This window comes from Halobacillus sp. ABA4_118, from assembly GCF_056160205.1.
In genome coordinates, this window is record NZ_JBSWWS010000001.1 from 775,196 (window position 1) to 799,954 (window position 24,759).

The following is a 24,759-nucleotide window of genomic DNA, read 5'->3' on the forward strand; positions in this document are numbered from 1 at the left end:
AAATGATTCACAATAACTTGTTCATTATCTTTAGGGAGGAATTCATATGCCAAAACAAAATGTAAACCGTGTCGCTTTAATTGGAGCAGGATCCGTCGGAAGCAGCTACGCTTTTGCGATGTTGAACCAGGCGGTAGCCGAGGAATTCGTGATCATTGACCTGAATGAAGACAAAGCGATGGGCGATGCGATGGATTTGAACCACGGAAAAGTATTTGCCCCGAATCCGACGAAAACATGGTATGGAACGTATGAAGACTGCCGTGATGCCGACATCGTCTGCATCTGTGCAGGCGCGAACCAAAAGCCTGGCGAAACACGTCTCGACCTCGTCAAAAAGAACCTGGTCATTTTCAAATCCATCGTAGATGACGTGATGGCCAACGGATTTGACGGCATTTTCCTTGTGGCCACCAATCCGGTGGATGTGCTCACCTATGCCACATGGAAATTCAGCGGCCTCCCTAAAGAACGAGTGATTGGAAGTGGGACGATCCTGGATTCCGGCCGGTTCCGTTACCTGCTTGGAGAGTACTTCGATGTTTCTCCATCCAGCGTGCACGCAAACATTATCGGCGAACACGGCGATACAGAACTTCCTGTATGGAGCCACGCGACCATCGGCGGTGTTCCAGTCCTTGAATTGATCGAACGTCACGAAAACTATACAAAAGAAGATCTCGACGAAATTTTCGTGAATGTCCGCGATGCCGCCTATCAGATCATTGAGAAAAAAGGAGCCACCTATTACGGCATAGCGATGGGTCTGACCCGCATTACGAAAGCGATCCTATACAACGAAAACAGCATCATGACCGTCAGTGCATACTTGAACGGGGAATACAATGTGGATGACGTGTATATCGGTGTTCCAGCTGTCCTCAACCGCACGGGGATCCGTAATGTGATGGAAATCAACCTGAATGAAGAAGAACAAGGGAAACTGAATCACAGTGCCACTGTTTTGAAAGATATTCTAAGCGAACAATTCGATGTGAAACAGACGAACTAAACTTCTTTTGAAAAGAGATGATCTGCCATGTGGTTCCAACAGTATGATCCTTTTGGTAATCTGGGCGTGAGCGCGCTTTTAGCCGCTCTCCCCATCTTTTTCTTCTTTTTGGCATTAACCCGACTCCGTATGAAAGGGATTCTTGCTGCCTTTCTCACGCTCATCATGAGTCTGGGTATCGCTGTGTTCTTGTTTGATATGCCATGGGGCCATGCGCTTGCCGCAGCCCTCCACGGCATAGCGAACGGTCTATGGCCGATCGGTTACATCGTCATTATGGCCGTCTGGTTATACAAAATTGCTGTACATACCGGGAAATTCACGGTCATCCGTTCCAGTATCGCGAACATCTCCCAGGATCAGCGGCTGCAGCTTCTGCTGATCGGCTTCAGCTTCAACGCTTTCCTTGAAGGGGCCGCAGGATTCGGTGTACCGATTGCCATCAGTGCCGCCCTGCTTGTGGAACTAGGCTTCCGCCCGTTGAAAGCCGCAGCGTTATGCTTGATCGCCAATGCTGCTTCCGGTGCCTTCGGAGCGATCGGCATTCCTGTCATCGTCGGTGCCCAGATGGGAAACCTGGAAACGATGGAGCTTTCCCGGACACTGGCTTACCTGCTTCCTGCCATCTCCTTTGCCATTCCGTTTGTGCTCGTCTTTTTGCTGAATGGATGGAAAGGTGTGAAAGAAACCCTGCCTGCCCTGCTCGTCGTCAGCGGCATTTACACAGGTACCCAGCTGTTTACGATTCTTTTTCTCGGACCTGAACTTGCCAACATCCTTGCCGCCCTCTTAAGTATGGCTGGTCTTGCGCTGTTCTTAAGAAAATGGCAGCCAAAAACGATCCACAGAGAAGCGGATGCTCCCGCTGTTCAGACCGGCGAAACGTACAGCCTGAAGGAAATAGTTAAAGCCTGGTCTCCGTTCTACATCTTAACGGCCGTCATTACGATCTGGAGTCTTCCTGCTTTTAAAGCCCTGTTCAATGATGGAGGCCTGCTTGCTGGTACGACCCGGTTGGTATCGATTCCATACCTGCACCAGCAGATTCAGAAAGCCCCGCCGATTGCGCCGGAAACAACCGCGCTTGATGCCATTTTTAAACTTGATTTTATTTCTGCGACCGGCACAGCGATATTGGTGGCTGTTCTTCTGACTGGGTGGTTCAGCTCTGCGATCACCCTTCCGGAAGGGATGAAAAACTTGAAAGCGACGATACAGGAATTGTGGATCCCTATCCTGACCATCTGCTTCGTCATGGGCTTTGCCAACTTATCCAATTTTGCCGGGCTGAGCTCCACCATCGGACTCGCCTTATCCAAAACGGGAAGCCTGTTCCCACTCGTCAGTCCTGTGCTCGGCTGGATCGGCGTTTTCATTACGGGTTCTGTCGTCAGCAACAACGCCTTATTCGGTCACTTACAGGCAGTCACCGCTGACCAGATCACCGCGAATCCGGCACTGCTCCTGGCAGCGAATACGGCCGGCGGTGTGATGGCCAAGCTGATCTCTCCACAGTCCATTGCAATTGCGACAGCAGCGGTTAAGCAGACCGGCCAGGAGTCCACGTTATTCAAGATGACGCTGAAATACAGCTTCATCCTGCTGGTGGTTGTCTGTGTAACGACATACATTTTGTCCCTCATCGGTGTATAAAAAGAAATCCCCGCTCTTCTTTAAGAAAGCGGGGATTTTCTTATGACGTTTCATTTCTTTCATGCAGATGTTCAAGAGCCTTCACGAGCGAAGCTTTGAACTGCTTTAGCTCTTCTTCATCCATAGCGAGGTGGTCGACCACCTGAAATGGGATGTCACGGGCATCCTTTTCCGCGTTTCTTCCCTGCTCAGTCAACGTGACGATCACCCGTCGCTCATCCTCCGGCGACCGTTTCCGTTCAAGCAGACCTGATGTTTCCATCCGCTTCAGCATCGGTGTGAGCGTTCCGGAATCCAGATACAGACGTCTGCCAAGCTCATTCACCGTCATGCTGTCCTCTTCCCATAGTACAAGCAGCACCAAGTACTGCGGATAGGTGACATCCAACTTTTGAAGCAGGGGTTTATACATTTTCGTCATTTCACGCGCCGCTGCATAAATGGAAAAACAAATCTGGTTTTCCAATTTCAAATGCTCTTCAGCCATATCGATCTCTCCTTTATACCCTCAGTGTAGCGAATCCATCCATTTGTCACAACAAAACCAGTTTTTGAGTTCCGCTGGTTGACAAACTGATCTCTTTGCTATAAATTAAATTGTGCACAACTTAATTATACACAATTTAAATGAGGAGTGAAGAAAAATGGAAAAAGCTTTATATACAGCAGCAGCAACAGCACAGGGAGGACGTCAAGGTACGGTCACGTCCAGTGATGGTACCTTGAACCTTGATCTATCCATGCCTAAAGAACTTGGCGGCTCAGGAAAAGAAGGAGCGACGAACCCCGAGCAGCTATTTGCAGCCGGTTACTCTGCATGCTTTGACAGCGCTCTTCAACTCGTTGCCTCTCAGGCGAAGAAAAAAATCACATCTGCGATTACAGCCAACGTAAGCATCGGGAAAGAAGGAGAAGGCTTCGGTCTTGCTGTTGAACTTGCCGTGGAAATCGAAGGCGTTTCCCAGGAAGAAGCAGAAGAGCTTGTTGAAAAAGCCCACCAGGTCTGCCCATACTCCCGTGCGACTCGCAACAATATTGAAGTTAAACTGACAACAACGGCAAAATAAAAAAGAGAGCTCCTTTCTCAAGGACCTCTCAGCTTGTAGAGAAACCCCTGTTTCTTTACAAGCTTTTTTCTTTCTTACCGCCGGGAGCGAAATCCCCATCCTTTCCGCGGACGAACCCCCGAGCTTCCTTGTGGTTTGGGTCCCGTTCCGCTTATCGGTGGGTGCTTGCCGCGGGCACGGCCTCAGCTAACTTGGTCAGGAAAATCACCTTCCCAAGTGGATCTTCGGCTCGCACTGTTCCCGCAGGCGTCACCACCGAACGCTCCTCGTGACAACTTATTTATGCACACGAAAAGAAGCCCCTTAAAAGGGGCCTCTCTATTGCTATTCAAAGGAAAAATCCTCCATAGGCTAAAGCTCCGGCGATCACGAAAGCGGGATGCACCTTTACCCGCTCCATCAGCACGTAGCCGGCCACGATTAGAATGGCCGTGTGCAGCCAGCCGATGCCTTCAAACGACTCCTTGAAAAAGCTCCACGCCATAACGCCGAGCAGTACGGCAATCACGGGACGGACATACATCGTCATCCGCTTCACTTTTGGTGAATCCTTATACTTGAACAACAGGCCGAGCAGCATGATCATTAAAATCAAGGACGGGGCCACCGTAGCAAAGACCGCAACAAAGGCACCCGGCACACCGGCCACTTCATAGCCGATATAACCGGCCATTTTTGTCGCAATTGGACCGGGAAGTGAATTCCCGAGTGCAAGTACTTCACTGAACTCCTGCACATCCATCCACTCATAGTTCTGGACCACTTCATTTTCCACAAGCGGAATCGAAGCCGGACCCCCGCCGTAACCGAGGATGCCGGGAATGAAGAAGGCGAGAAAAAGCTGCCAGTAAATCATCATGAAGCTCCCGCCTCCTTCGCTTTCTGCTTATCTTTTTTCACAAGGGCAAATACTAACAGGGCTCCGATAATGATGCCCGGGTGGATCGAGAGCACTTCCATCAGGATGACCAGCACGACAGCAGCGATAACCGTGTTCCGCCACCCCAATCCTTTTCCTGCTTTCTCCAGGAACTGCCACGTCAATACCGCCAGCATTACGCCAACGACGGGAATGACGGCGGCTGTCATCCCCTGCACCCAGTCAAACTGCTTGATGGATGACAGGGAGGTTAAGAGAATGATGATCAGCAGGATGGTCGGAATAATCGTCGCCAGAACCCCGATCAGCATCCCTGTCATCCCCTTCACCTGATGGCCGATATAGCCGGCGAGCTTTGTTGCAATAGGGCCCGGGAGCGTATTGCCGAGCGCCAGGATGTCTCCGAACTCCTCTGCGGTTACCCATTTGTATTTGTCCACCACTTCTTTATGAATCAATGGAATCGACCCCGGGCCGCCGCCATAACCGAGCATACCGACTCGGAAAAAGGCGATAAAGATATCCCAATAGGTTCTCATGATTTAGAACTCCTTCTCCTCAATTACCACCCCGCGGTTATCCCATCTGTACGCGATTCCGTGCCTCCGACGAGGACGCCGCTTTCCGGATCTCTCCAGATCATCTGCCCGCGGCCGAAGCTGTTCGGCTCGACCTGAACCATGATGTTATGGCCTTTATCCACGAGCTGCTGGGCGATATGGGAGGGGAAGGTCTGTTCCACTTCCACCTGCTTATCCTTCAGCCACTGCCAGCGCGGCGCATCAAGGGCCGCCTGTGGATTCAATCCGAAATCGATGGTATTCATGACGACCTGCACATGTCCCTGCGGCTGCATGAAGCCACCCATCACACCGAATGGGCCGACGGGGTTTTTTCCTTTTGTTAAAAATCCTGGAATGATTGTATGATATGTCCGCTTTCCACCCTCTAGAGCATTCACATGGTCAGGGTCCATGGAAAAATTATGCCCGCGGTTCTGCAGGGCAATGCCTGTGCCGGGGACAACCAAACCTGAACCGAAGCCCATATAGTTGCTTTGAATGAAGGAAACCATATTACCTTCCCCGTCCGCGGCCGCTAAATAAACGGTCCCGCTCAAAGATGGTTCACCCGCTTCCGGCTGACGCGCTTCTTCTCCGATGAGCTGCCGGCGCTCCTCCCCGTAGGATTCACTCAGCAGATCTTCTGCCGTATGCCTCATATAGGAAGTTTCGGTAATATGTTTCTGTCCATCCGCAAAAGCAAGCTTCATCGCTTCCATCTGCTTATGATACGTATCCACCGAATCCTTGGCCGGAAACTCGAAGCCCTTCAAAATATTCAACGCCTGCAGCGCTATCAGCCCCTGGCCGTTCGGCGGGATTTCCCACACATCATAGCCGCGGTAGTTGACGTGGATCGGATCGACCCACTCACAGCGGTGCTGAGCCAAATCTTCCTTCGTTATGTATCCGCCGTGCTTCTCTGAAAAAGCAGCGATCTTCTCCGCCAGTTCTCCTTCATAAAAAGAGGCGGCCTTCGTTTTACCAATCGAGCGCAGTGTTTCTGCATGATCGTGGGACGACCAGATCTCCCCTGCTTTCGGCGCCCGTCCTTTTGGTGTGAACGTATGGAACCATTCTGAAAATACGTCTTCCTCCAGTTCCTTTTCAAACGTCTGGACAGCCTTGTTCCAATATTTCGCAAGGGTCGGTGAAACAGGGAAGCCTTCTTCCGCGTATTGTACAGCGGGTGCAAGCACCTCTTCTAATGGAAGTTTTCCGAACGTTTCACTGAGTTCCGCCCAGGCACTCGGTGCTCCAGGTACAGTGACAGGCACCCAGCCGTATTTCGGAATCTCCTCATGACCATCCGCCTTCACCTGGTCAATGGAAATCGACTGCGGCGAGCGCCCGCTCGCATTCAGTCCGTGCAGCTTTCCTTTCGTCCAAACCAGCGCAAAGGCATCTCCGCCAATGCCGTTGGAGGTCGGTTCGACAACCGTGAGACAGGCGGCCGTAGCAATCGCCGCATCAATGGCGTTGCCTCCTTTCTTTAAAATGTCGAGGCCCGCCTGCGCCGCCAGCGGCTGGGATGTTGAGACCATTCCATTTTTGGCATAGACGGCCTTGCGTGAGACCGGATAGGGCTGGGCATGGTGGTTAAATGATATCATAATCAAGCACTCTCCTTATTCTCTTGTTCATATTCATTCGGTTTGTTCTGTTTCATACTGCTGATGATCCCGTACGTTAAGGACGCGGCGGCCATCACCAGAAGCACAGCTGAAATCGGTCTGGTAAAGAAGGTTGTCAGATCGGGACTTACGGAAATCGCCTGACGCAGGTTTTCTTCGATCATCGGACCAAGGATGATGCCAAGAATGAATGGGGCCAGAGGAAACAGATTGGCTTTCATCCAATAGCCGATCAAACCAAAGGCAAGCAGCACCCACACATCAAACATACGATTGTTCACAGCAAAGCTTCCGAGCACGCAAAGCAGTAGAATCACTGGAATTAACACATGCTGGGGAATGTTATTGATCTTCAAAAACACTTTAATCCCAAGGCTCTGAACAATCAGCATCAGGAACGCCGCCAGGAAGAAGGAAATAAAGATTCCATAGACAAGAACCGGCTGGTTTTCCATCAATAACGGTCCAGGCTGAATGCCGTGAATGAGCAGGGCCCCAAGCATCATCGCCGTTACGGCATCACCTGGGATCCCAAAGGCGAGCATCGGGACGAAGGACCCTCCAATGGACGAGTTATTGGCAGATTCCGCTGCAATGATCCCTTCCTTTGTCCCTTTCCCAAATTCGTGAGACTTCCTGGAAAACTTCTTCGCAATATCATAGCTTAAGATATTCGCAATACTCCCGCCGGCTGCCGGGAGAATACCGACAAGTGTCCCGATAAAGCTCGACCTTATCACATTCGTTCCGGACGACCACATATCCTTTAAAAGCTTCGGCAGTGGGTAGCTGACGTTGGACGCCTCACTGAACGGAACAGGAGCGGGCGGTCTTTTGATATCACTCATCAGCTGGGAAAAGGCAAACAATCCGATCAGCACCGGAAGGAAATTAAAGCCTGACATGAGCTCAGACATTCCGAATGTAAAACGTGGAATCGCGGTCAGCGGATCAGAGCCGACAAGGGCGAACAATATACCAAGCATTCCGGAAATCAATCCCTTAATTAAGGATCCATCACTCAAGCTGGCAATGGCACTGATGCCAAACAGCATCAAAGCGAACATTTCCCAAGGACCAAACTCCAGCGCCCATTCCGCAAGAATCGGAGCGGTGAAAATAAGTATGATACCGGAGATGATTGTACCGATGAACGATGACCACAACCCAATGGCCAGCGCTTTTCCAGCTTCTCCGTTTTTCACCATCGGATAGCCGTCGAACGTTGTTGCGACAGACGAAGGAGTCCCTGGAATCCCGAACAGGCAGGAGGTAATCAAACCTCCGGCGCTTCCCCCTACCTGTACGCCCATCATTAACGCAATTCCGTTGACCGGATCCATGCTGAAGCTGAATGGCAGCGTCAAGGCTACCCCCATTGTTATAGTAAAGCCCGGGATGCTTCCTACAATGATCCCGGCAACGACGCCCGCAAGCAGGATGAGGATCGTCTGTATATTCAATATGGATTCGAAACTTAATAAAATACTATCCATTATTCAAACCCCTTTTTAAAAAAGAACTCCTGATGGCAGAAAGACTAGCAGGAACTTTTGGAAGATAAAACTCAAGACATACGTCACAACGATAGAAATGATCAGCACAAGCCAGAGACGCTTTCTGTTGGATGATAGAAGCAGATAAAGCGTGAACAGAAACGCAACCGAAGATAGAAAGTACCCGGCTAATGGCATGATGAAGATGTAGGCACCAAACAAAGCGAACGTGTACCACACTTTCTTCCCTTCCGCCCACCGCTCTTTCAAGCTTGTCTTTGGTTCTGTGCGCTGCTGTTTTTCTGATGTTACATACGCATACACACTTTTCACGAGCAAAAGAAGGCTCAGGAAGGCAAGGATACCAATGATGATATTTGGAAAGAAGTCTCCTTCGGTTTTGCCGAGGCTTCTTTCCGGGATTAATGTGGATCCGTAAAAGGCCAGTCCGCAAAAGGCTAAGAGGATTACAGCATTCATGGCATCTCTTTTAACGGTCATCATGTCAGACGCCTCCTCTTATTCAAGCAGCCCGCTTGTTTCAAGGGACTCTTTCATTTCCACTTCATTTTCTTCCAGGAACTGAACGTATTCTTCTGTATTTTTGTAGGAGACTTCACTTCCGAGCTCTTCCATTCTTTCCTGGAATGACTCACTTTCTGCAACGTTTTGAAGAGCATCACTCAACTTCTCTACAATTGCCTCCGGCGTATCTTTCGGTGCAGCAATACCACGGCTTACTGCAGAGGTAACGTCAATGCCTTGTTCTTTCAATGTTGGTACATCCGGGAATTCAGCACTGCGCTCTTCACCTGTGTACCCAAGCAGCTTCATCCGGTCATCCGCCATATACTCCTTACCAGCAGCAATCGATACACTGCCTAAGTGCACATCATTAGCAACAATCGCTTTCATCCGTTTGGCTGTTCCTTCATACCCGACAATGTTGAATTGAATATCTGCAGCGGTTTGGATCAACGCCGGCTCAAGCTGGGAAGTAGAGCCGATGGAAGCAGCATATGTAATGCTTTCCGGATCTCCTTCTGCATCAGCTACGACGTCTTCCATATTGTCCCACGGGTTTTCCGGGTGCGTAGCGACAAGATCATAGGTCGATGTCATAAGCGATACAGGCTGGAAGTCAAAATAGCCGAAATCTGCCTGCCCCATCAATTCGGACATGGCCATGGAATCATGAATCGCAAGAAGCGTATAACCATCCGGCTTGGCATCAAGCGTCTGCTGAGCTCCAATGACACCACTCCCACCTGAGATGTTTTTAACAATGACATCCTGGTCCAGTTCCTTTTCCAGCTCCTCAGCGATGACACGGTTAATGGCATCGGTATCTCCCCCGGCATCCCACGGAACAACAATCTGAACCGGCTGTTCCGGATAGCTTTCTCCTTCTGCTTCCGTCGAACCCCCTGCTGAACTACACGCAGATAAAACTAAGCTGCCGCCAAGAATAAGTGCCCCCATCATTTTGTTCATTCCTCTCCCTCCTCTGATTTTTAATTTTTCAAATAATTTCGAATTAAATAATATACTAGATAAAGCATGTTCCTATGTCAATACAATTTCAAACAAAAATAAAGATTAATCCGTGTAATTGCTTACAAAAAGATTGAATTAGATTATATTCACTTACATAAAGTAAATGATTACCTGTTTGTTCCATCTTGGTGGTTTGCTATAATGAGTGTGGAAGGAGTTTGCTATGAAAAGTAACGAGTTTGATCAAACGGATCGTACCATTGTCGATGAACTAGTAAGGGACGGTCGAATTTCGTATGTGGAATTAGCTGAAAAAGTCGGCATTTCCCGAGTCGCCGTCAAAGATCGCATCAACAGCCTGATCAATAAAGGCGTCATTGAAAACTTTACAGCCGTCATTAATTCTGAGCGGTTCGGTCAAAACATTTCCGCCTTTTTCGAAGTCGATGTCGAGCCAATGAATCTGCAGGCAGTGGCCCAGAATCTGGCAGACAATCCGAGTGTGGCAAGTATCTACCAAATGACCGGACCGAGCACCCTTCATATGCACGTGCTTGTGGAGGATTTCAAAATGCTGGAAGCCTTTATCAATGATGAACTCTACTCCGTAGAAGGAATCACCCGAGTGGATAGTTCAATTATTTTGAAACGATTTAAAAGCAGGAAAGGGTACAAGTTGTAAGGCCTCCTGTGGAGTAAAAGCATATCCCTCAATCCCTATACCTGCAGATCAAACGGACCTCATACGAAACAGTGACATGGATATGTTTTCCTTCATTGAACTAATGATTTCATTCAACATGAAAAATCCAGTGACCCCTGTCACTGGATTTCCTCTTCTATATCTTCTTAGGACCAACCACTATTTTGACAAGCTCTATCATTTCCCGGGAAATTTCCTACTTAAATTTTTCCATATGCTGTATCATGTCTAATAAAGAGCTTACATAGAAAGGAGAGCACTGATTATGGACGGTCTCACGATTACGCAGGCGGAAAAGAGCCGCGGCGGCACGACGATCTTTTCCCCATTTGATTTACGTATTGAACCAGGACAGGTCGTGTCTGTTTACGTTCATACAGATCTCCGACACTGGCTGATTGATATTCTTACTGGAGACGAGGCGTTATCTGGAGGCTGTATTTCCTTCCATGGCTGCCCTTCTCCTATTCCTTTAGGACTGCTCAGCCTGGATGCCCCTCTTTATGAACGCTTGAAGGTGAAGGAACTGTTCCGTTTTCACAGAGACCTTTACGAATCCAGCGTTTCCTTGGAATCAGTCATGGATTGGACGCACCTGACTGACCTTAAGCACCACCAGGTGAAAAAACTGACCTTCTCTGAGAAAAAACGGGTACAGCTGGGCTGTCTCATTTTACAGGACCCTCCATTCTTTCTCATGGAGGAACCCGATCAAAATGTAGACCTCGAAACGAAACAGATGTTGATGAAGATCTTACAACGACTGAAAGAAGAAGGTAAAACTGTGATGATCTTGACCAGTAACCTGGAGAGCGCCATTATGATGGGCGATCACACCCACCGTCTCCATCAGGACGGTATACATAAAGTGGAAAGAGAGCACGAAGAGTCCGCTGAGCCTGAAGCAGATGGTGCAACCGTCACCTTCCATAAAATCCCGACTAAAGTGCAGGAAAACATGATTTTATTTGACCCGCCTGAAGTCGATTACATTGAAAGCACTCAGGGGCAGTCATATGTCCATATCCGCGGGGAAGCCTTCCAGGGAATGTTCACGCTGAATGATCTGGAAGCCAGATTGAAGCTGTTCGGATTCTTCCGCTGCCACCGGTCTTATATCGTGAATCTTCAGAAGGTCCGAAAAGTCATCACGTGGACCAAAAACAGCTACAGCCTCCAGCTCGATAACGCAGAAAAGACTGAAGTCCCGCTTTCCAAAGGTAAAATGGCTGAACTAAAGGAACTACTGGGCCTCAAATAGCTCCGTTCAGCCGGCAGGTGACTCCGTTTACGCAAAAACAGCTGTGCGCTTCGTTGATCTCCCGTAATCTGAAGGAGAACAAAGCGAAACGGGGGAATGAAAATGGATCACATTATTGAAGTCAATCATGTCCAAAAAACATTCGGAAAAGAACAGGCCTTGAGGGATTTAACCTTCGCAGTAAAAAAGGGAGACATTTTTGGGTTTCTCGGACCAAGCGGAGCTGGAAAAACGACAACCATTGAGATTCTGACCGGCCAGCAGGTCCCGACTTCCGGTGAAGCCCGTGTCTTTGGCGTGCCTTCCAAAGATATGCACCATCCCCATTATTTGAAGCGGATCGGTGTGATGTCGGATTCGAGCGGTTTATACGAGCGCTTATCGATTCGTGACAACCTCCTTCTTTTCTGCGAATTGTACGATCAGCCTTCTACACAAGTCGAAGAGGTCCTTGAAATCGTTCATCTGACAGCGGAAAAGAATAAGCGGGTATCGAAGCTTTCCAAAGGGATGAAGCAGCGCACGATGCTCGCCCGTGCTCTTCTGCATCAGCCCGATCTCCTTTTCCTCGATGAGCCGACAGGAGCTCTTGATCCGGCCAACGCTCAGCACATTCATCACGGTCTACGGACTTTAAATGAGCGGGGGACGACCATTTTCTTAACGACGCACGATATGAATGAAGCGGAAACGCTCTGCAGCACCGTCGCATTTCTGGATAAAGGAAGTATCCAACTGCTCGACTGCCCGAAAAAGCTTAGAAAGCAGTTCGGTGACGGACATCTGATGGTGGGACTGACAGACGGCCGGGAAATCATGCTTCTGAACGAACCCGCAAGTGCAGAGGAGATCTACCAATGGATGAAGAACAGCGAAGTGGAAACGATTGAGATGAATACACCAACCCTCGGCGATATTTTCGTAGAGGTCACAGGGAGGAATCTTGTATGACATTTTCAATGAAACGGATTTATGCGATTTTCCAAAAAGATTTGAAGGAATTATACCGGAACCTCTTTGTATCCTCCACGATCTTTCTTCCGATTATGATGGCTTTCATGATGAGTCAGGCGGAAGGTGTCACAACAGCCAGCGTCACCTTAGTGATTACGCTGAGCTTTGCGGCTGTTGGGACCTTTGTCCAGTCTGCGATGATTGCGGAAGAAAAAGAGAAGAATACACTAAGAAGTTTAATGATGTCGCCCGCTTCCACCTTGGATATTCTAGCCGGCAAAAGCCTCGTCACGTTTGTCATGACGCTTGCCACACTGATTGTCAGCTTGTTGATCGTCGGCTATTCCATTCAAGAACCTGTGTGGATGACCGGCATGCTTCTCCTGCTCCTTGTTTTCTACATTACCCTCGGAACACTGATCGGCCTGCTGACCCGTACGTTAATTGAAGCCTCTGTCGTTCTTATGCCGATTTTACTTTTGTTCGGAATGAACGTTACTTTTGAACCGTTGATGGCGAGTTATGAATTCCTTTCGTTTCTTGAGTACCTGCCAAACTATCAAATCCAGCTGTTTATTGAGGACCTCGGTCAGCGTATCTCATGGGTACCGGCCGGCATTATTGCGATTTGGACGGTGGTTACACTTATGGTAACGGTCGGTGTATATAAACGGACATTCACAAGCTAGCAAAAACCTCCCTATTAAATAAGAAGAAAAACAGGCGGATGGAACGCTGAAGTTGTTCCATCCGCCTGTCTATCTATTTTCCTATACCTTCCTGTGAAACTGAAGGATCATTCCCATCGACTTCACGAACTGAAGGGAATCCTTCCACACGTTGATGTGTGACCCCTCACGGTCAATGCATTCGACAGGCATCTGCAGGACGCGCAGCTGCTTTTTCTTAGCGAGGTAAAGCATTTCCAAGTCAATCGCAAGACCAGTCTCGATGTGAAGGTGGGGAAGCAGCGTATCGACCGCTGTCCGGTTCAGCATCTTCAAGCCGGTTTGGGAATCGTACACTTTATTTGGTAAAAAGGTCCGTGTCAGTGTTCTTTTGCCGAAGCTGAGGAGATGGCGTACAGGACTGCGCTTTTCTGAAGAAAAGTCCTTGGAACCGAGGACCATATCATAATACCCTGTCTGGAGAATGTTGATCATCCGGACGATGTCCTCTACTTTAAAACTGTTATCCGCATCAACAAAGATGTAGTATTCGGCATCGATCTTTCTCATGCCTTCGATGTACGTACCGGCTTTTCTTGTATTACGATCCAGATCAGAGGAGGACACGAGCTGTACGGATGGAATGATGGTTGAAGATTCATTGAAGTAGTCGTAGTACTGCTGGATGAGTTCCTGGGAGTTGTCGACACTGCCGTCATTGATTAAATGGACGCTCGTGTTCGTGTAGCCCAGTTCAAGGAGAAGGTGGAGCTGGCCAAGAAAGTCCTTCACATGATTGAACCGCTCGCTTTCGTTAAAAATAGGCAGGACGAAAACGATGTTCTTCGGCTTGGAGGGGTATTCCGGATGGAGAATCGACTGGATGCCTTCCCATAATTCATCCTCAAATTTCCCGCGCCAACGGAGAATTTTCACAGGACCGGAGCCCGGAATTTCCTTCAAGCGACTGTAATTGACACTTGCGGTCGGACAGGCAATCAGAAGAAGTGGGATTCTTTCATGCTGTTCCCTGATTTGAATACTGACGTCCAGACATTTCTGCCAGTCTCTGAAATCCAGAATGACGAGTTTATGAGAAGAAATGGTAGGAATCTCTTCAATTGTTTTGCTCTCGACAGAAAAATAAGGGATAATGTCATTAAAAGGAATCCTGCGATTGGTTGTGGAGAAGACGGCTATTTTTTCCATAGCATCTATGGACCTCCCTCAAAGTGTTCATTATAATAGTTACCAATATTATACTCCCAAAAGTCGGAAAACTCAAAAAGTAATTGGTAAATCTGCCTATCTCATCCATCAGAGGAGTGGTGCCTTTGAAGAATCTCATGCTCCGCTATCAGTCAATCCTTTTCCTTTCTCTGGATCTATTACTGAATGGGGCCAACTATTTTTTCCACATTTTCATGAGCTGGTACCTGGCCGCCCAGGACTATGGCCGTCTCAGTGCTGCGCTCTCCATTCTTGCTGTATTATTTGTACTCGGCATGTCGATCCAGACGTTCGTCGCCAAGCGGGTGGCTGAACGGGAGTGGACGAGAGCGATGAGAAATTGGAGTGGAGGGAACATCCTTGCTCTCAGCACCCTTTCTCTTATTCTATTAACCTTTCTTTCACCATGGATGACCGACCTTCTCCGCATGTCCTTGCTGGAATGGAGTCTGCTGCTCGCTATCTTCTTTATTCATATTGCCGTCTCCTACTTGAGAGGGATCTTCCAGGGAAGAAAGAAATTCTATTACATCAATATCAGCCTCTATGTCGAAAACCTCACGAAACTATTGATTGTTCTTCTATTCATTCCGAAATACCCAAGCGTTGTCATGACACTCATCTGCGTGCTGGCCGGCATGCTGTTATCGCTCGGAACAGCAGTATGGCAGGCGTTTCATCTTTACCGTAAACCGTCGGAACACGCCGACCGCCAGACTCAGCCCGCCTTCTGGAATGTGTATATTTTCATCCTGGGCGCCAATTTCTTTTTCTACTTCTTTACATCTTTTGATATGATTATCGTCAACTATCATCTGCCGGAGATTTCCGGGGCTTTTGCAGTCGTCTTGAAATACAGCCAGCTGCTGCTTTTTGTAGCTCTCAGTCTGATTACACTGTTTATTCCCTACTTGAATGAGCGTGTGAAAAGCCGTCAGGGGTTCATCAAGATGGGAGCCCGGCTCGTCGGCCTCATTGCTGCAGTAGAGGTAATCGCCCTTGTTGTTTATTTTACATTTCTGGACGAGACCGTCGCTTTGTTCTTTGGAGATGAATACATAGAAGCCGGTCAGTATCTCGGACTTGGTGCACTCGTCTACTGTATTTTTGTCCTCATCATGGTTTTTGTGAATATCAACATCGCCCTTGAACGGTACCGGTACATGATTTACATGGGAGGCGGCGCCATAACTCTCGCAGCCTTACTAAATCAGTTCCATACATCGCTCACTCAGATTCTCTGGATTGAGTTCATCTGCTATTCCGCTGTTTTTCTACTCATTTTCATCGATACACTACGCTCATTGAGGAGGATGCCTTTTGATCAAAACGAATGAAACCAATGCCCCTGTCCTGTTTTTCTTATCCTGGAGGGATATACACTCCCCCAAACGCGGGGGTGCAGAAATCTTTACGCACGAAATGGCGAAACGCGCCGTTAAAAAAGGCTGGAGGATCATTCATTTTTCTCCGCAGTACGAAGGTCTTGCACCGGAAGAGTACATCGACGGGGTCCAGTATGTTCGAAAAGGAGACATCCGAACCGTCATTTCCCATGCCCGCCGGTTCTACCGGACGCACAGACAGGAAATCTCCTACGTGATCGACCAGTGCAATACTCACCAGTTCTTTTCTCCTTTATGGGTGGAACGCGGCAAACGGATTTTTTTCATCCATCAGCTGACAAGGGAAATCTGGTTTAGGAACCTTTCCCTTCCTTACAGCTTTTTCGGGTATCTGTCAGAGACCCCTCTTCTCAAGCTTCATAAAAAGGATCCCACGATCACTGTATCCTCTTCGACCAAGCAGGATCTCGTGAAAGCCGGGTTCTCCGAAGATCAAGTATGGGTGCTGCCGGAAGGGATTGATTTTGACCCGTGGTCGAAGGATGAATGGAGACCGAAAGAGCCGGAGAAAACCTTCATTTATGTCGGAAGAATGGCCAATTACAAAGGCATTGACGCCGCTGTGAAAGCCTTTATCCAGTATCGTAGAACCCATCCATCCGGCAGACTCTGGATCATCGGGAAGAAGAACGAAGACTACCTGAAGAAGGACATCTATCCGCTTTTACAAAAGGCCGGCATCTCCTGGAGTGATCAGGAGGATCAAGCGCCTGTCACATTCTTCGGCTTTGTATCAGAAGAGGAAAAGCTGAAGCGGATGAGCCGGGCCCATGCCCTGATGTTTCCGTCCCTGCGTGAAGGATGGGGATTGATTGTGACCGAAGCAGCCGCTGTCGGCACACCGAGTATCGTCTACAACTCCCCCGGAATCCGGGACGCCGTTAATGAAGGAAACGCAGGATACATGGTGAAGAAGAACACCCCGGGACAACTGTTCGAAAAAATGCGGCTCGTTACCGATGACCCTGTCCAGTATGCCCTCATGCAGAAACGGGCGTACGAATTTGCCGGCCGGTTTCACTGGGATCACACAGGGGAATCCTTTGCAGCTTTTCTTGAACAAAAGGAGGTCCAAAAATGAGCGGAAAAACAGGAATCGTTTTCTCCACCTATAACAGCGCAGCGTACGTGAAAGAATGCCTGGTAAGCTGTATTTACCAGGATCATCTGGATGTCGAAATCGTCGTCGTTGACGACGGCTCTGAAGATGACACGGCCGCGGTCATAAAAAAGTATGCAGCATTAAGCAGCCGCGTCCATTTCATCCAGCTCCCCCACGGGGAACGCGGCATTGCCAGAAAAACAGCCATCGATCACGCCCTTGAACTTGGCGTGGACTACTTATTTATCATCGATTCCGACATGATGCTCGAGAAAACCCTCGTGTCGAAATGTACTGCCTACCTGGAACAAGGAGATACCGGCGCCCTCGTCATCCCTGAAGTCGCCTACTCCCGCCATAAGAATCTGTTTTCCCGTGTGAAAGTGTTTGAGCGGAACCTCTATCATGTGTCAGACCCGGATATCGGCCGCAACTCGATTGAAGCAGCCCGGTTCTGGAAGGTGGAGGAATACTTGAAAACCGGTGGAATGAATGTGAATCAGATCTCTTTCGAGGAAATCCAGCCGACGATCCGCTACATGGACATGGGGGGACGTGTAGAACGAGCCGTGTTCACAGCCGTCTATCATGATGAAAAATATGTCAGTTATAAAGAGTTGATGAAGAAAAAAATGTACTACTTTGAGGTCATGCCGAAAACGCTGGAATCGGAGGATCAAGGTATTAAAAAAGCGCTGCAGCGATGGTATTTCTTCCGTCCGATTTTGTACAAGAGGGAGAATCTGAAGAAGTACGCCGCCCGCCCACACTTAGCCGGTGGTCTTGTGTTTATGTATGTATCTTTAAGTGTCGGCGGCGGTGTCCAGTTATTGAAGAACTTGTCGAAATGACAGCTCTCTGAAAAAGAAATAAATTTGCCCGTAATGATTGGTGTTCCCGATGGACGTCATTGGACCGAGGGCGGCTAGATGAACCGTTTTCTTTCGGTCCACCGCCTCATCATCGTCCAGAAAAACAACGTCTGAGTAGAGGTTTTCTCCTTTTTCATATTCCGTTATCGTTGGACTTTTTTCTAAAACATTGTAGTGTTCATCCACACAGATGAACTCATATTGAATGGAGCTGAACACGTCCTGGATGATGGACAGCATGACACTATACTTCTCTTTCAGTGTTTTGGAGTACTGGACCGCGTCCTCAAGCACCTTCATGAAGTGTCCATGCACAGGCAGCGGCTTGGTAAGAAAGCGGAAAACCTCGCCGTGGTTGATGGCCGCCATGATGGAATGGACCTGAAGATAGCCGGTCAAAACCACGCGCGTGACAAAGGGGAACGCCGCGCGTACACTTTTCAAGAGTTCGACACCGTCTACTTTCGGCATCCGGAGGTTCGTCACAATGACATCGACCTCTTGTTCGTTCAGAATGTCGAGAGCAGCGGTGGACGATGAGGTAAACACCCCTTTATAAGGAGTATCTTTAAGCGAACGTTTAATAATTGATAAAACCAGTGGATCGTCATCCACGAACAAAATGGTTCCTTCCATATCGGTCACCTCACCTTAGGCTGTAATGAGGCCATTGTAACACAGCACTCTGAAAAAGTTTGAATTTTTAAATAAGGGAGCGGTTTCTATGGTAAACAATATGAAGCTTATGCTGATGTCCGGAGGTTCTGGAAAACGACTCTGGCCGTTATCCAACGATTCAAGATCCAAACAGTTCTTGAAAGTCCTTCCGGATGAGGAGCGCGGACGGATTTCCATGCTTCAGCGGGTCTACCGCCAGCTGCAGGATACCCCTTTCGGAGAAGATTCCTTCATCATTACCAACCGGTTGCAGAAAGATTTAATCAAAAGCCAGCTTGGTGCCGATGTCCCGACGATTCTCGAACCCTCAAGACGAGATACGTACCCGGCCATCGCGCTTGCCTGCAGCTATCTTTACTCGGTCGAAGGGTGTCCCGAGGATACGTGGGTCGGTGTCACCCCGTGTGACTCGTTTACCTCCACCGACTTTTTCCATAAACTAACGACACTGGCTGAAACATGTGAAAAGCAGAACGCCAGCCTCGGGCTGCTGGGTCTTGTGCCCTCCCACCCGACCAATAAGTACGGCTACATCGTTCCAAAGGAAGAGAACGGTGTATCGTGGGTCGATCATTTCGTAGAAAAACCGGAAACAGAACGAGCCGAAGCGTTGATCGAAGACGGAGCATACTGGAATGGCGGTGTCTTTGTTTTTAAACTCGGCTACCTCATCGACCATTTGAGAAACCACGGCTGTCCCGTTGACTACTTTGAACTGCGTGATACGTACGATACCCTACCGAAAACGAGTTTCGACTATGCCGTCGTGGAACAGGAAAGCTCCATGATCGTCGAGGAATTCGACGGCTTCTGGAAAGACCTTGGAACTTGGAATACGCTTACAGAGGAATCCGGCAGCCAGATTGTTGGACGCGGCACATTGTCCTCCGAATGCCACAACACCCATATCTTCAACGAACTCGACCTTCCCGTCTTCGTCCACGGAATAGACGATGCCATCGTTGCCATCGGGGCTGATGGAGTGCTCGTGGCAGATAAGGAAAAAAGTGCAGAAATCAAGAGCTTAATCGAAGATACGAGCCACCGGCCGATGTACGAAGAAGGACAATGGGGACACCAGCGCATTCTTGATTTTCGGAAGAACGAGGAGAATCAGGAAGTCCTTACGAGCAAATTGTGGCTTCATAAACAGAAGAACTTGAGCTATCACGCCCACCGCTTCCGTACAGAAATCTGGACGATCGTGCAGGGGACCGGCTGGGTCGCTCAGGATGAAATCATTACGAAGGTGAAGCCCGGTGACGTGCTGACGATTCCACCAGAGAAAAAACACGCACTCAAAGCAGAAACGGACATGGAAATCATCGAGGTTCAGCTGGGAGAGTCAACGTCCTCAGACGACATCGATATGTACTTCCACACATGGGCGGAAATCGAGGAACGCTGCATTATGAGAACCACGCCGTCCCACCAGCTCAAGTAAGTTTTCCATCACCTTAGACGTTACAAAAGGGGGGAGAAGCATGAAAGAAAAAGCCGCACGCTTCTGGAGACGAATGAAGGAACTTCTCTGGGTTTATCGTTATGATGCCATCGCTGTCACGTTTATGACCGCCTTTATCATTCTGTACCTGCTTCCGGTCTACGGCCCGGGGCACGTCGTCTTCAGCGATCTTGCCTTCGGCTTTTCAGCAGAGCGGTATTTGTCAGAGATTTTCGGTGGCTGGAACGAACGATGGAGTACGTCCACCTTATTCAACGTACCAAGACTGATGTTCATCCTCCCGCTTTACATACTTGCCCAGGTTTTTGAGGGGAGCGGTCCTTTGTTGATCAAAGGGTTCATTACCGTCCTTCTCCTTCTGTCTGCCGTCACAATGTACCTGTTCATTAAACGTGTCGTCAGTATTTACTTTACGAAACACTTTACATTCTTTATGATCATGGGCTTATCCATGGGTGCCCTCTTTTATGCGGTCAACCCGTGGGTGCTTTTCCGGGTCCAGCACATCTATCTGCTCTGTGGATACAGCCTCTTCCCTCTGATCATCATGCTGTTTTTCAACTTGTTTGATCCAAAGTTCCAGATCCAGCTGATTCCAGGATATGATGTGACGAAAAAGCGGCTGTATACGCGCAACGTCATTGATGCGGTGCTGCTTGCCCTCACCTTCTCGGTAGCCGCAGCGGCGATTCATTACTTTTTCTTCGGAGCGATCTATCTCGGCATCATCGGCGTGCTTTTATTGGTAAAAGCGTACTGGAAACACCGGAGCGCAGGCTTTCGTATTCTGGGATCGATTACGACACATTTCATTCTGCGGATTCTGCTGTTCGGATTCCTGTTCTTTTTCTTCAGCTTCTATTGGCTGAGCATGTACGGCGGCAGCATCCTGCTTGATGCCCAGGCCAGTCAGCACAACATCAACGTTGTAGACACGCTGTCCCTGTTCAGCAGAAACAGCAGTCTCGTCAACGTCCTGTATTTCATCAGCTACTGGTGGCCGATGTTCCCGCTCACCGAACTTCCATGGACGTTTTATGCCGGCGGCGGCTTCTTATTCCTGTTCATTCTATTCGCCATTCTGACACGGGCGTACAGGAACGCCATCATCCTGTATCTTTCCGTTTTGACTGTGTTCTTTCTTGTGGGAGCCACCGGTGTGTACTATTCATGGTTTGCCGAATCCTTCGTCCTGCTCGTAACCAAAACACCGGTCATCGGAAGCGTCTTCCGGGACCCCAACAAATTCATCGGCCTCTTGGCGGTCAACTTCTCTGTCTTTCTATCTGTAGGAGTCATTCAGTGGATGCAGTTCATGAAAGCTCAGGAAGGACGGAAATCGTATATTGTCCAGTTCCTCTCTCTTGCTGCTGTGACGGTCTGCCTGATCTTGTATGCCGATCCGATGCGTCATTATTTTGTAGAAGGATACTATTCCCCTGTTGAAGAGCCGGAAGAATATGCCGCTCTGGAGGAAGAGTTAATCGAACCGGATGCGTTTGACAGCCGGGTGTTATACATCCCTGTCGCAGACCAGATGACCCAGCCCTATGCCGGAATTGCTACACCTTACTGGAATGATGCCTCTGCGGACGGGGCGATGCCGAAAGCAACGGGGGATATCCACGTCTATTCATCACCGAAGAATACATTGTTCCACCACGAAGGCAATAAAAAAAGCATAACCCAGACCTTGAACTATTATCAGGATCTTTTAGATACAGGCCGATCCTCCAACCTGTCCAGCTTATACAGCACGTTTGGCCTCAACGAGCTCGCCTATCACAAGGAATACCTGTCCCAGGAGGAAAGGCAGAACTTTAACGAAAAGATTTTGTCTATACAGGACGGGATAGATCTCCATCATACAGGGGACATTTTCACACTCTATGAACTCAAGCAGGAGCTTCAGCTTCCCTATCTGTATGAAGTGCCATCCAGAATCTACACCCCTTACGGCCTGTCGCGTCTCGAAAGCTATCACGGATTTGATGCCTTTCATTTCAGAGATTACGGGGTCCTGTTTACATCCTTGAATCAGGACAGTCATCTATCTGAGGCCACAGCGGACGATTATGTCGAAGTGAACAAGAAGGAAGACCTTCTCCTGTCAGAGATTCCTGAGGAGTATTACCTGTACCCATTCGATGCAATTGACCAGGCCAACGCCTTTATGAAATGGGGGAAAACGCTTGTCGAGAAATCGGAATGGAACTGGTTCCTTCAATCCCAGGATATCCGTGACGACTCGAGAGATTTTGCCTATGACACAGGCGTCGGTGTCACCTTTGCCTCGGCAGAGCTGGATATCCTTCCTTATGAAAAGGATCAGGTGGAAGGCGAACTGATCGAGGACTTCGACAGTCTGCTTCGAAAAGAGATCTTTTTCACCCCTGATAATCCAGAGCTGTTTGAAGTGCAGGCCAACCCGACGAATGAATACAATAACCTTCCTGTCGTTTCCGGAGATGTCACGGCTGCAGATCCAAAGAATATTTGGCAGGTCGCCAAAAGCGGCATGATTGACGCCGAAGAAAACACCCCGTACACGTTCAACATGCTCATCTCCGGGCGCGGGGTCGACCGTCTCCACTTAAAGGCGCGTTTCTATGACGATGAAGGGGAGGAAATCGGTGTGAGCTACGTCGTCTCTCCTGAAAATCAGGAATCCTTCGATGCGCTGAATTTCACCGGTGAATATGTCTCCCCGCCTGGTACGGAACAAGTGCGCCTTGATTTATTGACCTATCAGCAGCCGGAAGAGAAAACGTACTGGTGGATTCATGATGTCGAGATACACAGTTATGAAGCCTACACCAAAGAAAATACGTTCACAATGACAAAAGACGTACAGGAATCCGGAGAATATGCGTTATACATGCGGACGTTCACCGGTGAAACAGGTGGAGACCTGGAAATTGAACTGGATGGAGAAGCAGCGACGCTCTCCTCTGTCTCCTCTCTCAATCAGTTCCAATGGATGAAAGTCGGAACGTATTCCTTAGAAAGCGGCTCCTATGACATCGACGTAACCAACCGGTCCGGCTTCAATGCCGTGAATGTATTCGCACTCGTCCCGGAAGACGTCCTGAACGAAACGGAAGAGCAGCTTTCCGAAACGCTGAAGGAACCGAAGGTCTTCATGAACCTTGAAGGTGAACGGGACTTTGAAGTCGATGGACATGTCCAGACAGAACGCTCCTTCCCGGAATTGAGCAGTGGAAAAGGCATCAGCCTCGCGGAAGGCACGCTCTCAAAAACGGTAGACATCTTAAAATCAGGCACCTACTCCTTTTCCCTTGCGGCCAACGCCATTCCCGAGCAGGACGGAGACGTGACCATCACGCTGACACCAGAAGACTCACAAAACGAAGTCCAGACGTTTACATTCGGTAATGAGGACTTTACGTCCACAGATACAGGGAGCGATGTCGTCATTGACTACATGCAGTTCAACGAGCACCCTTACGTTTACCGGGACCTGGAGGGCTATTATGACAACCTTCACACGTTGAACACACCGGAAATAAATCTTACAGAGGGCACCTACACGCTGAACATTGATGTTGAAAGTGAAGCGCCGCTTCTCAGCACCGTAGACGATCTGCATAAGTTCGACCCGAATGAAGTCAATATCGAAGAGGAAATTCCGGACCCTTACAATGACGACTGTACCGACTGCCTCTCGATCAATCCGAGCATGTACAACGGCGTGAAAAATGACGGCGGCATGGACATTTCCTACGAGCCGACCTGCTCGTGTGACTGGTACATTTACGCTTCGAAAAAAATCGAAGTAGAGGCGTACGGCGAATACCTTGTCCGAATCAAGGCTCGATCTGAATCTGTCGTCAAACGCCATATGAAGGTTTTCTTCCTGGATGAAGAAGACCGGATCATCGATACCGCCTTTATCCAGGATGTGGAGGAAAAGGACAAGGATCAGTGGACCGATTACGAACAGATCGTCCAGGCTCCTGAGGAAGCGGTACGCATGCAGTTTCACATCTGGGCACGCGGCAATAAAGAGGAAGAAGGAAGCCTCGAACTTGAGGACTACTCCATTGTTCGCTACTCCGATTTAACGCTGGTGGATCAGCTGTTCTTATATGAAGGATCTTCTATGGCGAGCTTTCTTCCCGATCAAGGTGAAACAGATACAACCGCCTGGGAGCGGGTGGATACGATGAAACGCACCTTCACCTTCGACAATGATGCCAATGAAAGCAAAACGCTCCTGTTCCGCGAGTCACCCAACCCGCTTTGGGAAATGGAGATCGGCGATGACAAGATGCGGGGGGAGACGGTCATTAATGGCGTTTCGACAGCCTTTATTACGGATCAGTCTGGAGAAGGGACGCTTTCCGTTGTCCTACGAACGATTTATTACATCGGGCTTGGACTGTTCCCATTAGGTTTCTTATCCGCTATTGTTCTTTATGTATGGATTAGAAAAAGGGAGAGGAAATCACAGGAGATTGAAGCATCGTGATAATGAGACTAACCTAAGCCCATTTGATAAATATCAAATGGGCTTTTTTATATTTCACACACTTATTCTATGTTATCGACAACTTATACTTTGTTCTCCCATCTGATAAACATCCACATACCACCT

21 protein-coding genes are annotated in these 24,759 nt (G+C 48.8%); 12 read left to right on the forward strand and 9 right to left on the reverse strand.

Annotated elements, in window-relative coordinates:
- The first annotated feature begins 46 nt into the window (after positions 1–46).
- Together ACXAGL_RS03915 and ACXAGL_RS03920 are read left to right on the forward strand one after the other, a co-directional pair.
- Complete coding sequence (locus tag ACXAGL_RS03915; protein WP_474969596.1) at positions 47–1,012, forward strand: L-lactate dehydrogenase; 966 nt, start codon at positions 47–49, stop codon at positions 1,010–1,012.
- Between the two features lie 27 nt (positions 1,013–1,039).
- On the forward strand, positions 1,040–2,665 hold the full coding sequence (locus ACXAGL_RS03920; protein WP_474989949.1) for an L-lactate permease: 1,626 nt from the start codon (positions 1,040–1,042) through the stop codon (positions 2,663–2,665).
- Between the two features lie 40 nt (positions 2,666–2,705).
- Here the strand turns inward: ACXAGL_RS03920 and ACXAGL_RS03925 are convergent, their stop codons facing one another.
- Complete coding sequence (locus ACXAGL_RS03925; RefSeq protein ID WP_474969598.1) at positions 2,706–3,152, reverse strand: MarR family winged helix-turn-helix transcriptional regulator; 447 nt, start codon at positions 3,150–3,152, stop codon at positions 2,706–2,708.
- A gap of 157 nt (positions 3,153–3,309) precedes the next feature.
- Here ACXAGL_RS03925 and ACXAGL_RS03930 point away from each other — a divergent pair, with 157 nt between their 5' ends.
- Entirely contained in the window at positions 3,310–3,732 is a 423-nt protein-coding gene (locus ACXAGL_RS03930; protein ID WP_027954908.1) for an organic hydroperoxide resistance protein, read from the forward strand.
- A gap of 328 nt (positions 3,733–4,060) precedes the next feature.
- Here ACXAGL_RS03930 and ACXAGL_RS03935 read toward each other — a convergent pair whose 3' ends face one another.
- The 6 genes from ACXAGL_RS03935 to ACXAGL_RS03960 are packed head-to-tail and all read right to left on the reverse strand — an operon-like array spanning position 4,061 to position 9,799.
- Positions 4,061–4,588 (reverse strand): chromate transporter, encoded by a 528-nt coding sequence (locus ACXAGL_RS03935; protein ID WP_474992329.1) that lies wholly within the window; start codon positions 4,586–4,588, stop codon positions 4,061–4,063.
- A complete protein-coding gene (locus ACXAGL_RS03940) occupies positions 4,588–5,151 on the reverse strand; it encodes a chromate transporter (protein ID WP_160837893.1) in 564 nt (187 codons plus the stop codon). Before ACXAGL_RS03940 ends, ACXAGL_RS03935 begins: the two co-directional genes overlap by 1 nt.
- A 23-nt stretch (positions 5,152–5,174) precedes the next feature.
- Positions 5,175–6,788, reverse strand: a complete 1,614-nt coding sequence (gene ggt, locus ACXAGL_RS03945; protein WP_474989951.1) for a gamma-glutamyltransferase — start codon at positions 6,786–6,788, stop codon at positions 5,175–5,177.
- Positions 6,789–6,790: 2 nt separating this feature from the next.
- A complete protein-coding gene (locus tag ACXAGL_RS03950) occupies positions 6,791–8,305 on the reverse strand; it encodes a tripartite tricarboxylate transporter permease (protein ID WP_035531786.1) in 1,515 nt (504 codons plus the stop codon).
- A gap of 15 nt (positions 8,306–8,320) precedes the next feature.
- Positions 8,321–8,809, reverse strand: coding sequence for a tripartite tricarboxylate transporter TctB family protein (locus ACXAGL_RS03955; RefSeq protein WP_474989953.1), 489 nt, complete (start codon positions 8,807–8,809; stop codon positions 8,321–8,323).
- A 15-nt stretch (positions 8,810–8,824) separates the two neighbouring features.
- Positions 8,825–9,799, reverse strand: coding sequence for a tripartite tricarboxylate transporter substrate binding protein (locus ACXAGL_RS03960; protein ID WP_474989955.1), 975 nt, complete (start codon positions 9,797–9,799; stop codon positions 8,825–8,827).
- A 226-nt stretch (positions 9,800–10,025) separates the two neighbouring features.
- On the opposite strand from ACXAGL_RS03960, the gene ACXAGL_RS03965 reads away from it, so the two are divergent.
- The 4 genes from ACXAGL_RS03965 (at position 10,026) to ACXAGL_RS03980 (ending at position 13,409) form a co-directional block, all read left to right on the forward strand.
- Positions 10,026–10,484, forward strand: coding sequence for an Lrp/AsnC family transcriptional regulator (locus tag ACXAGL_RS03965; RefSeq protein ID WP_474969603.1), 459 nt, complete (start codon positions 10,026–10,028; stop codon positions 10,482–10,484).
- 286 nt (positions 10,485–10,770) lie between these two features.
- A complete protein-coding gene (locus ACXAGL_RS03970) occupies positions 10,771–11,766 on the forward strand; it encodes a LytTR family transcriptional regulator DNA-binding domain-containing protein (RefSeq protein WP_474989957.1) in 996 nt (331 codons plus the stop codon).
- Positions 11,767–11,868: 102 nt separating this feature from the next.
- Complete coding sequence (locus ACXAGL_RS03975) at positions 11,869–12,717, forward strand: ABC transporter ATP-binding protein (RefSeq protein WP_474989959.1); 849 nt, start codon at positions 11,869–11,871, stop codon at positions 12,715–12,717.
- A complete protein-coding gene (locus ACXAGL_RS03980; RefSeq protein ID WP_474989961.1) occupies positions 12,714–13,409 on the forward strand; it encodes an ABC transporter permease in 696 nt (231 codons plus the stop codon). The genes ACXAGL_RS03975 and ACXAGL_RS03980 overlap by 4 nt, the downstream gene beginning before the upstream one ends.
- A gap of 81 nt (positions 13,410–13,490) precedes the next feature.
- Here the strand turns inward: ACXAGL_RS03980 and ACXAGL_RS03985 are convergent, their stop codons facing one another.
- A complete protein-coding gene (locus ACXAGL_RS03985; protein ID WP_474989963.1) occupies positions 13,491–14,597 on the reverse strand; it encodes a glycosyltransferase in 1,107 nt (368 codons plus the stop codon).
- A 125-nt stretch (positions 14,598–14,722) separates the two neighbouring features.
- Between ACXAGL_RS03985 and ACXAGL_RS03990 the strand changes: the two genes are divergently transcribed.
- The 3 genes from ACXAGL_RS03990 to ACXAGL_RS04000 are packed head-to-tail and all read left to right on the forward strand — an operon-like array spanning position 14,723 to position 17,977.
- Positions 14,723–15,955 (forward strand): MATE family efflux transporter, encoded by a 1,233-nt coding sequence (locus tag ACXAGL_RS03990; RefSeq protein ID WP_474989965.1) that lies wholly within the window; start codon positions 14,723–14,725, stop codon positions 15,953–15,955.
- A complete protein-coding gene (locus tag ACXAGL_RS03995; RefSeq protein ID WP_474989967.1) occupies positions 15,939–17,105 on the forward strand; it encodes a glycosyltransferase family 4 protein in 1,167 nt (388 codons plus the stop codon). Before ACXAGL_RS03990 ends, ACXAGL_RS03995 begins: the two co-directional genes overlap by 17 nt.
- On the forward strand, positions 17,102–17,977 hold the full coding sequence (locus ACXAGL_RS04000) for a glycosyltransferase family 2 protein (protein WP_474989969.1): 876 nt from the start codon (positions 17,102–17,104) through the stop codon (positions 17,975–17,977). Before ACXAGL_RS03995 ends, ACXAGL_RS04000 begins: the two co-directional genes overlap by 4 nt.
- Here ACXAGL_RS04000 and ACXAGL_RS04005 read toward each other — a convergent pair.
- Positions 17,954–18,634 (reverse strand): response regulator, encoded by a 681-nt coding sequence (locus ACXAGL_RS04005; RefSeq protein ID WP_474989971.1) that lies wholly within the window; start codon positions 18,632–18,634, stop codon positions 17,954–17,956. The genes ACXAGL_RS04000 and ACXAGL_RS04005 overlap by 24 nt on opposite strands.
- Before the next feature lie 100 nt (positions 18,635–18,734).
- Here ACXAGL_RS04005 and ACXAGL_RS04010 point away from each other — a divergent pair, with 100 nt between their 5' ends.
- Both ACXAGL_RS04010 and ACXAGL_RS04015 read left to right on the forward strand, forming a co-directional pair.
- The gene (locus ACXAGL_RS04010) at positions 18,735–20,120 is read left to right on the forward strand and encodes a sugar phosphate nucleotidyltransferase (RefSeq protein WP_474992331.1); all 1,386 of its coding nucleotides are present in this window, start codon (positions 18,735–18,737) and stop codon (positions 20,118–20,120) included.
- 40 nt (positions 20,121–20,160) lie between these two features.
- Positions 20,161–24,633: a hypothetical protein gene (locus ACXAGL_RS04015; RefSeq protein WP_474989973.1), complete on the forward strand. Its 4,473-nt coding sequence runs from the start codon at positions 20,161–20,163 to the stop codon at positions 24,631–24,633.
- Positions 24,634–24,759 lie beyond the last annotated feature (126 nt).

What these genes read in the sequence shown, in the direction of transcription:
- ACXAGL_RS03915 (WP_474969596.1), top strand. Translation starts at nt 47, where the DNA reads ATGCCAAAACAAAATGTAAACCGTGTCGCTTTAATTGGAGCAGGATCC.
- ACXAGL_RS03920 (WP_474989949.1), top strand. Translation starts at nt 1,040, where the DNA reads ATGTGGTTCCAACAGTATGATCCTTTTGGTAATCTGGGCGTGAGCGCG.
- ACXAGL_RS03925 (WP_474969598.1), bottom strand. Translation starts at nt 3,152, where the DNA reads ATGGCTGAAGAGCATTTGAAATTGGAAAACCAGATTTGTTTTTCCATT.
- ACXAGL_RS03930 (WP_027954908.1), top strand. Translation starts at nt 3,310, where the DNA reads ATGGAAAAAGCTTTATATACAGCAGCAGCAACAGCACAGGGAGGACGT.
- ACXAGL_RS03935 (WP_474992329.1), bottom strand. Translation starts at nt 4,588, where the DNA reads ATGATTTACTGGCAGCTTTTTCTCGCCTTCTTCATTCCCGGCATCCTC.
- ACXAGL_RS03940 (WP_160837893.1), bottom strand. Translation starts at nt 5,151, where the DNA reads ATGAGAACCTATTGGGATATCTTTATCGCCTTTTTCCGAGTCGGTATG.
- ggt (WP_474989951.1), bottom strand. Translation starts at nt 6,788, where the DNA reads ATGATATCATTTAACCACCATGCCCAGCCCTATCCGGTCTCACGCAAG.
- ACXAGL_RS03950 (WP_035531786.1), bottom strand. Translation starts at nt 8,305, where the DNA reads ATGGATAGTATTTTATTAAGTTTCGAATCCATATTGAATATACAGACG.
- ACXAGL_RS03955 (WP_474989953.1), bottom strand. Translation starts at nt 8,809, where the DNA reads ATGATGACCGTTAAAAGAGATGCCATGAATGCTGTAATCCTCTTAGCC.
- ACXAGL_RS03960 (WP_474989955.1), bottom strand. Translation starts at nt 9,799, where the DNA reads ATGAACAAAATGATGGGGGCACTTATTCTTGGCGGCAGCTTAGTTTTA.
- ACXAGL_RS03965 (WP_474969603.1), top strand. Translation starts at nt 10,026, where the DNA reads ATGAAAAGTAACGAGTTTGATCAAACGGATCGTACCATTGTCGATGAA.
- ACXAGL_RS03970 (WP_474989957.1), top strand. Translation starts at nt 10,771, where the DNA reads ATGGACGGTCTCACGATTACGCAGGCGGAAAAGAGCCGCGGCGGCACG.
- ACXAGL_RS03975 (WP_474989959.1), top strand. Translation starts at nt 11,869, where the DNA reads ATGGATCACATTATTGAAGTCAATCATGTCCAAAAAACATTCGGAAAA.
- ACXAGL_RS03980 (WP_474989961.1), top strand. Translation starts at nt 12,714, where the DNA reads ATGACATTTTCAATGAAACGGATTTATGCGATTTTCCAAAAAGATTTG.
- ACXAGL_RS03985 (WP_474989963.1), bottom strand. Translation starts at nt 14,597, where the DNA reads ATGGAAAAAATAGCCGTCTTCTCCACAACCAATCGCAGGATTCCTTTT.
- ACXAGL_RS04000 (WP_474989969.1), top strand. Translation starts at nt 17,102, where the DNA reads ATGAGCGGAAAAACAGGAATCGTTTTCTCCACCTATAACAGCGCAGCG.
- ACXAGL_RS04005 (WP_474989971.1), bottom strand. Translation starts at nt 18,634, where the DNA reads ATGGAAGGAACCATTTTGTTCGTGGATGACGATCCACTGGTTTTATCA.
- ACXAGL_RS04010 (WP_474992331.1), top strand. Translation starts at nt 18,735, where the DNA reads ATGAAGCTTATGCTGATGTCCGGAGGTTCTGGAAAACGACTCTGGCCG.
- ACXAGL_RS04015 (WP_474989973.1), top strand. Translation starts at nt 20,161, where the DNA reads ATGAAAGAAAAAGCCGCACGCTTCTGGAGACGAATGAAGGAACTTCTC.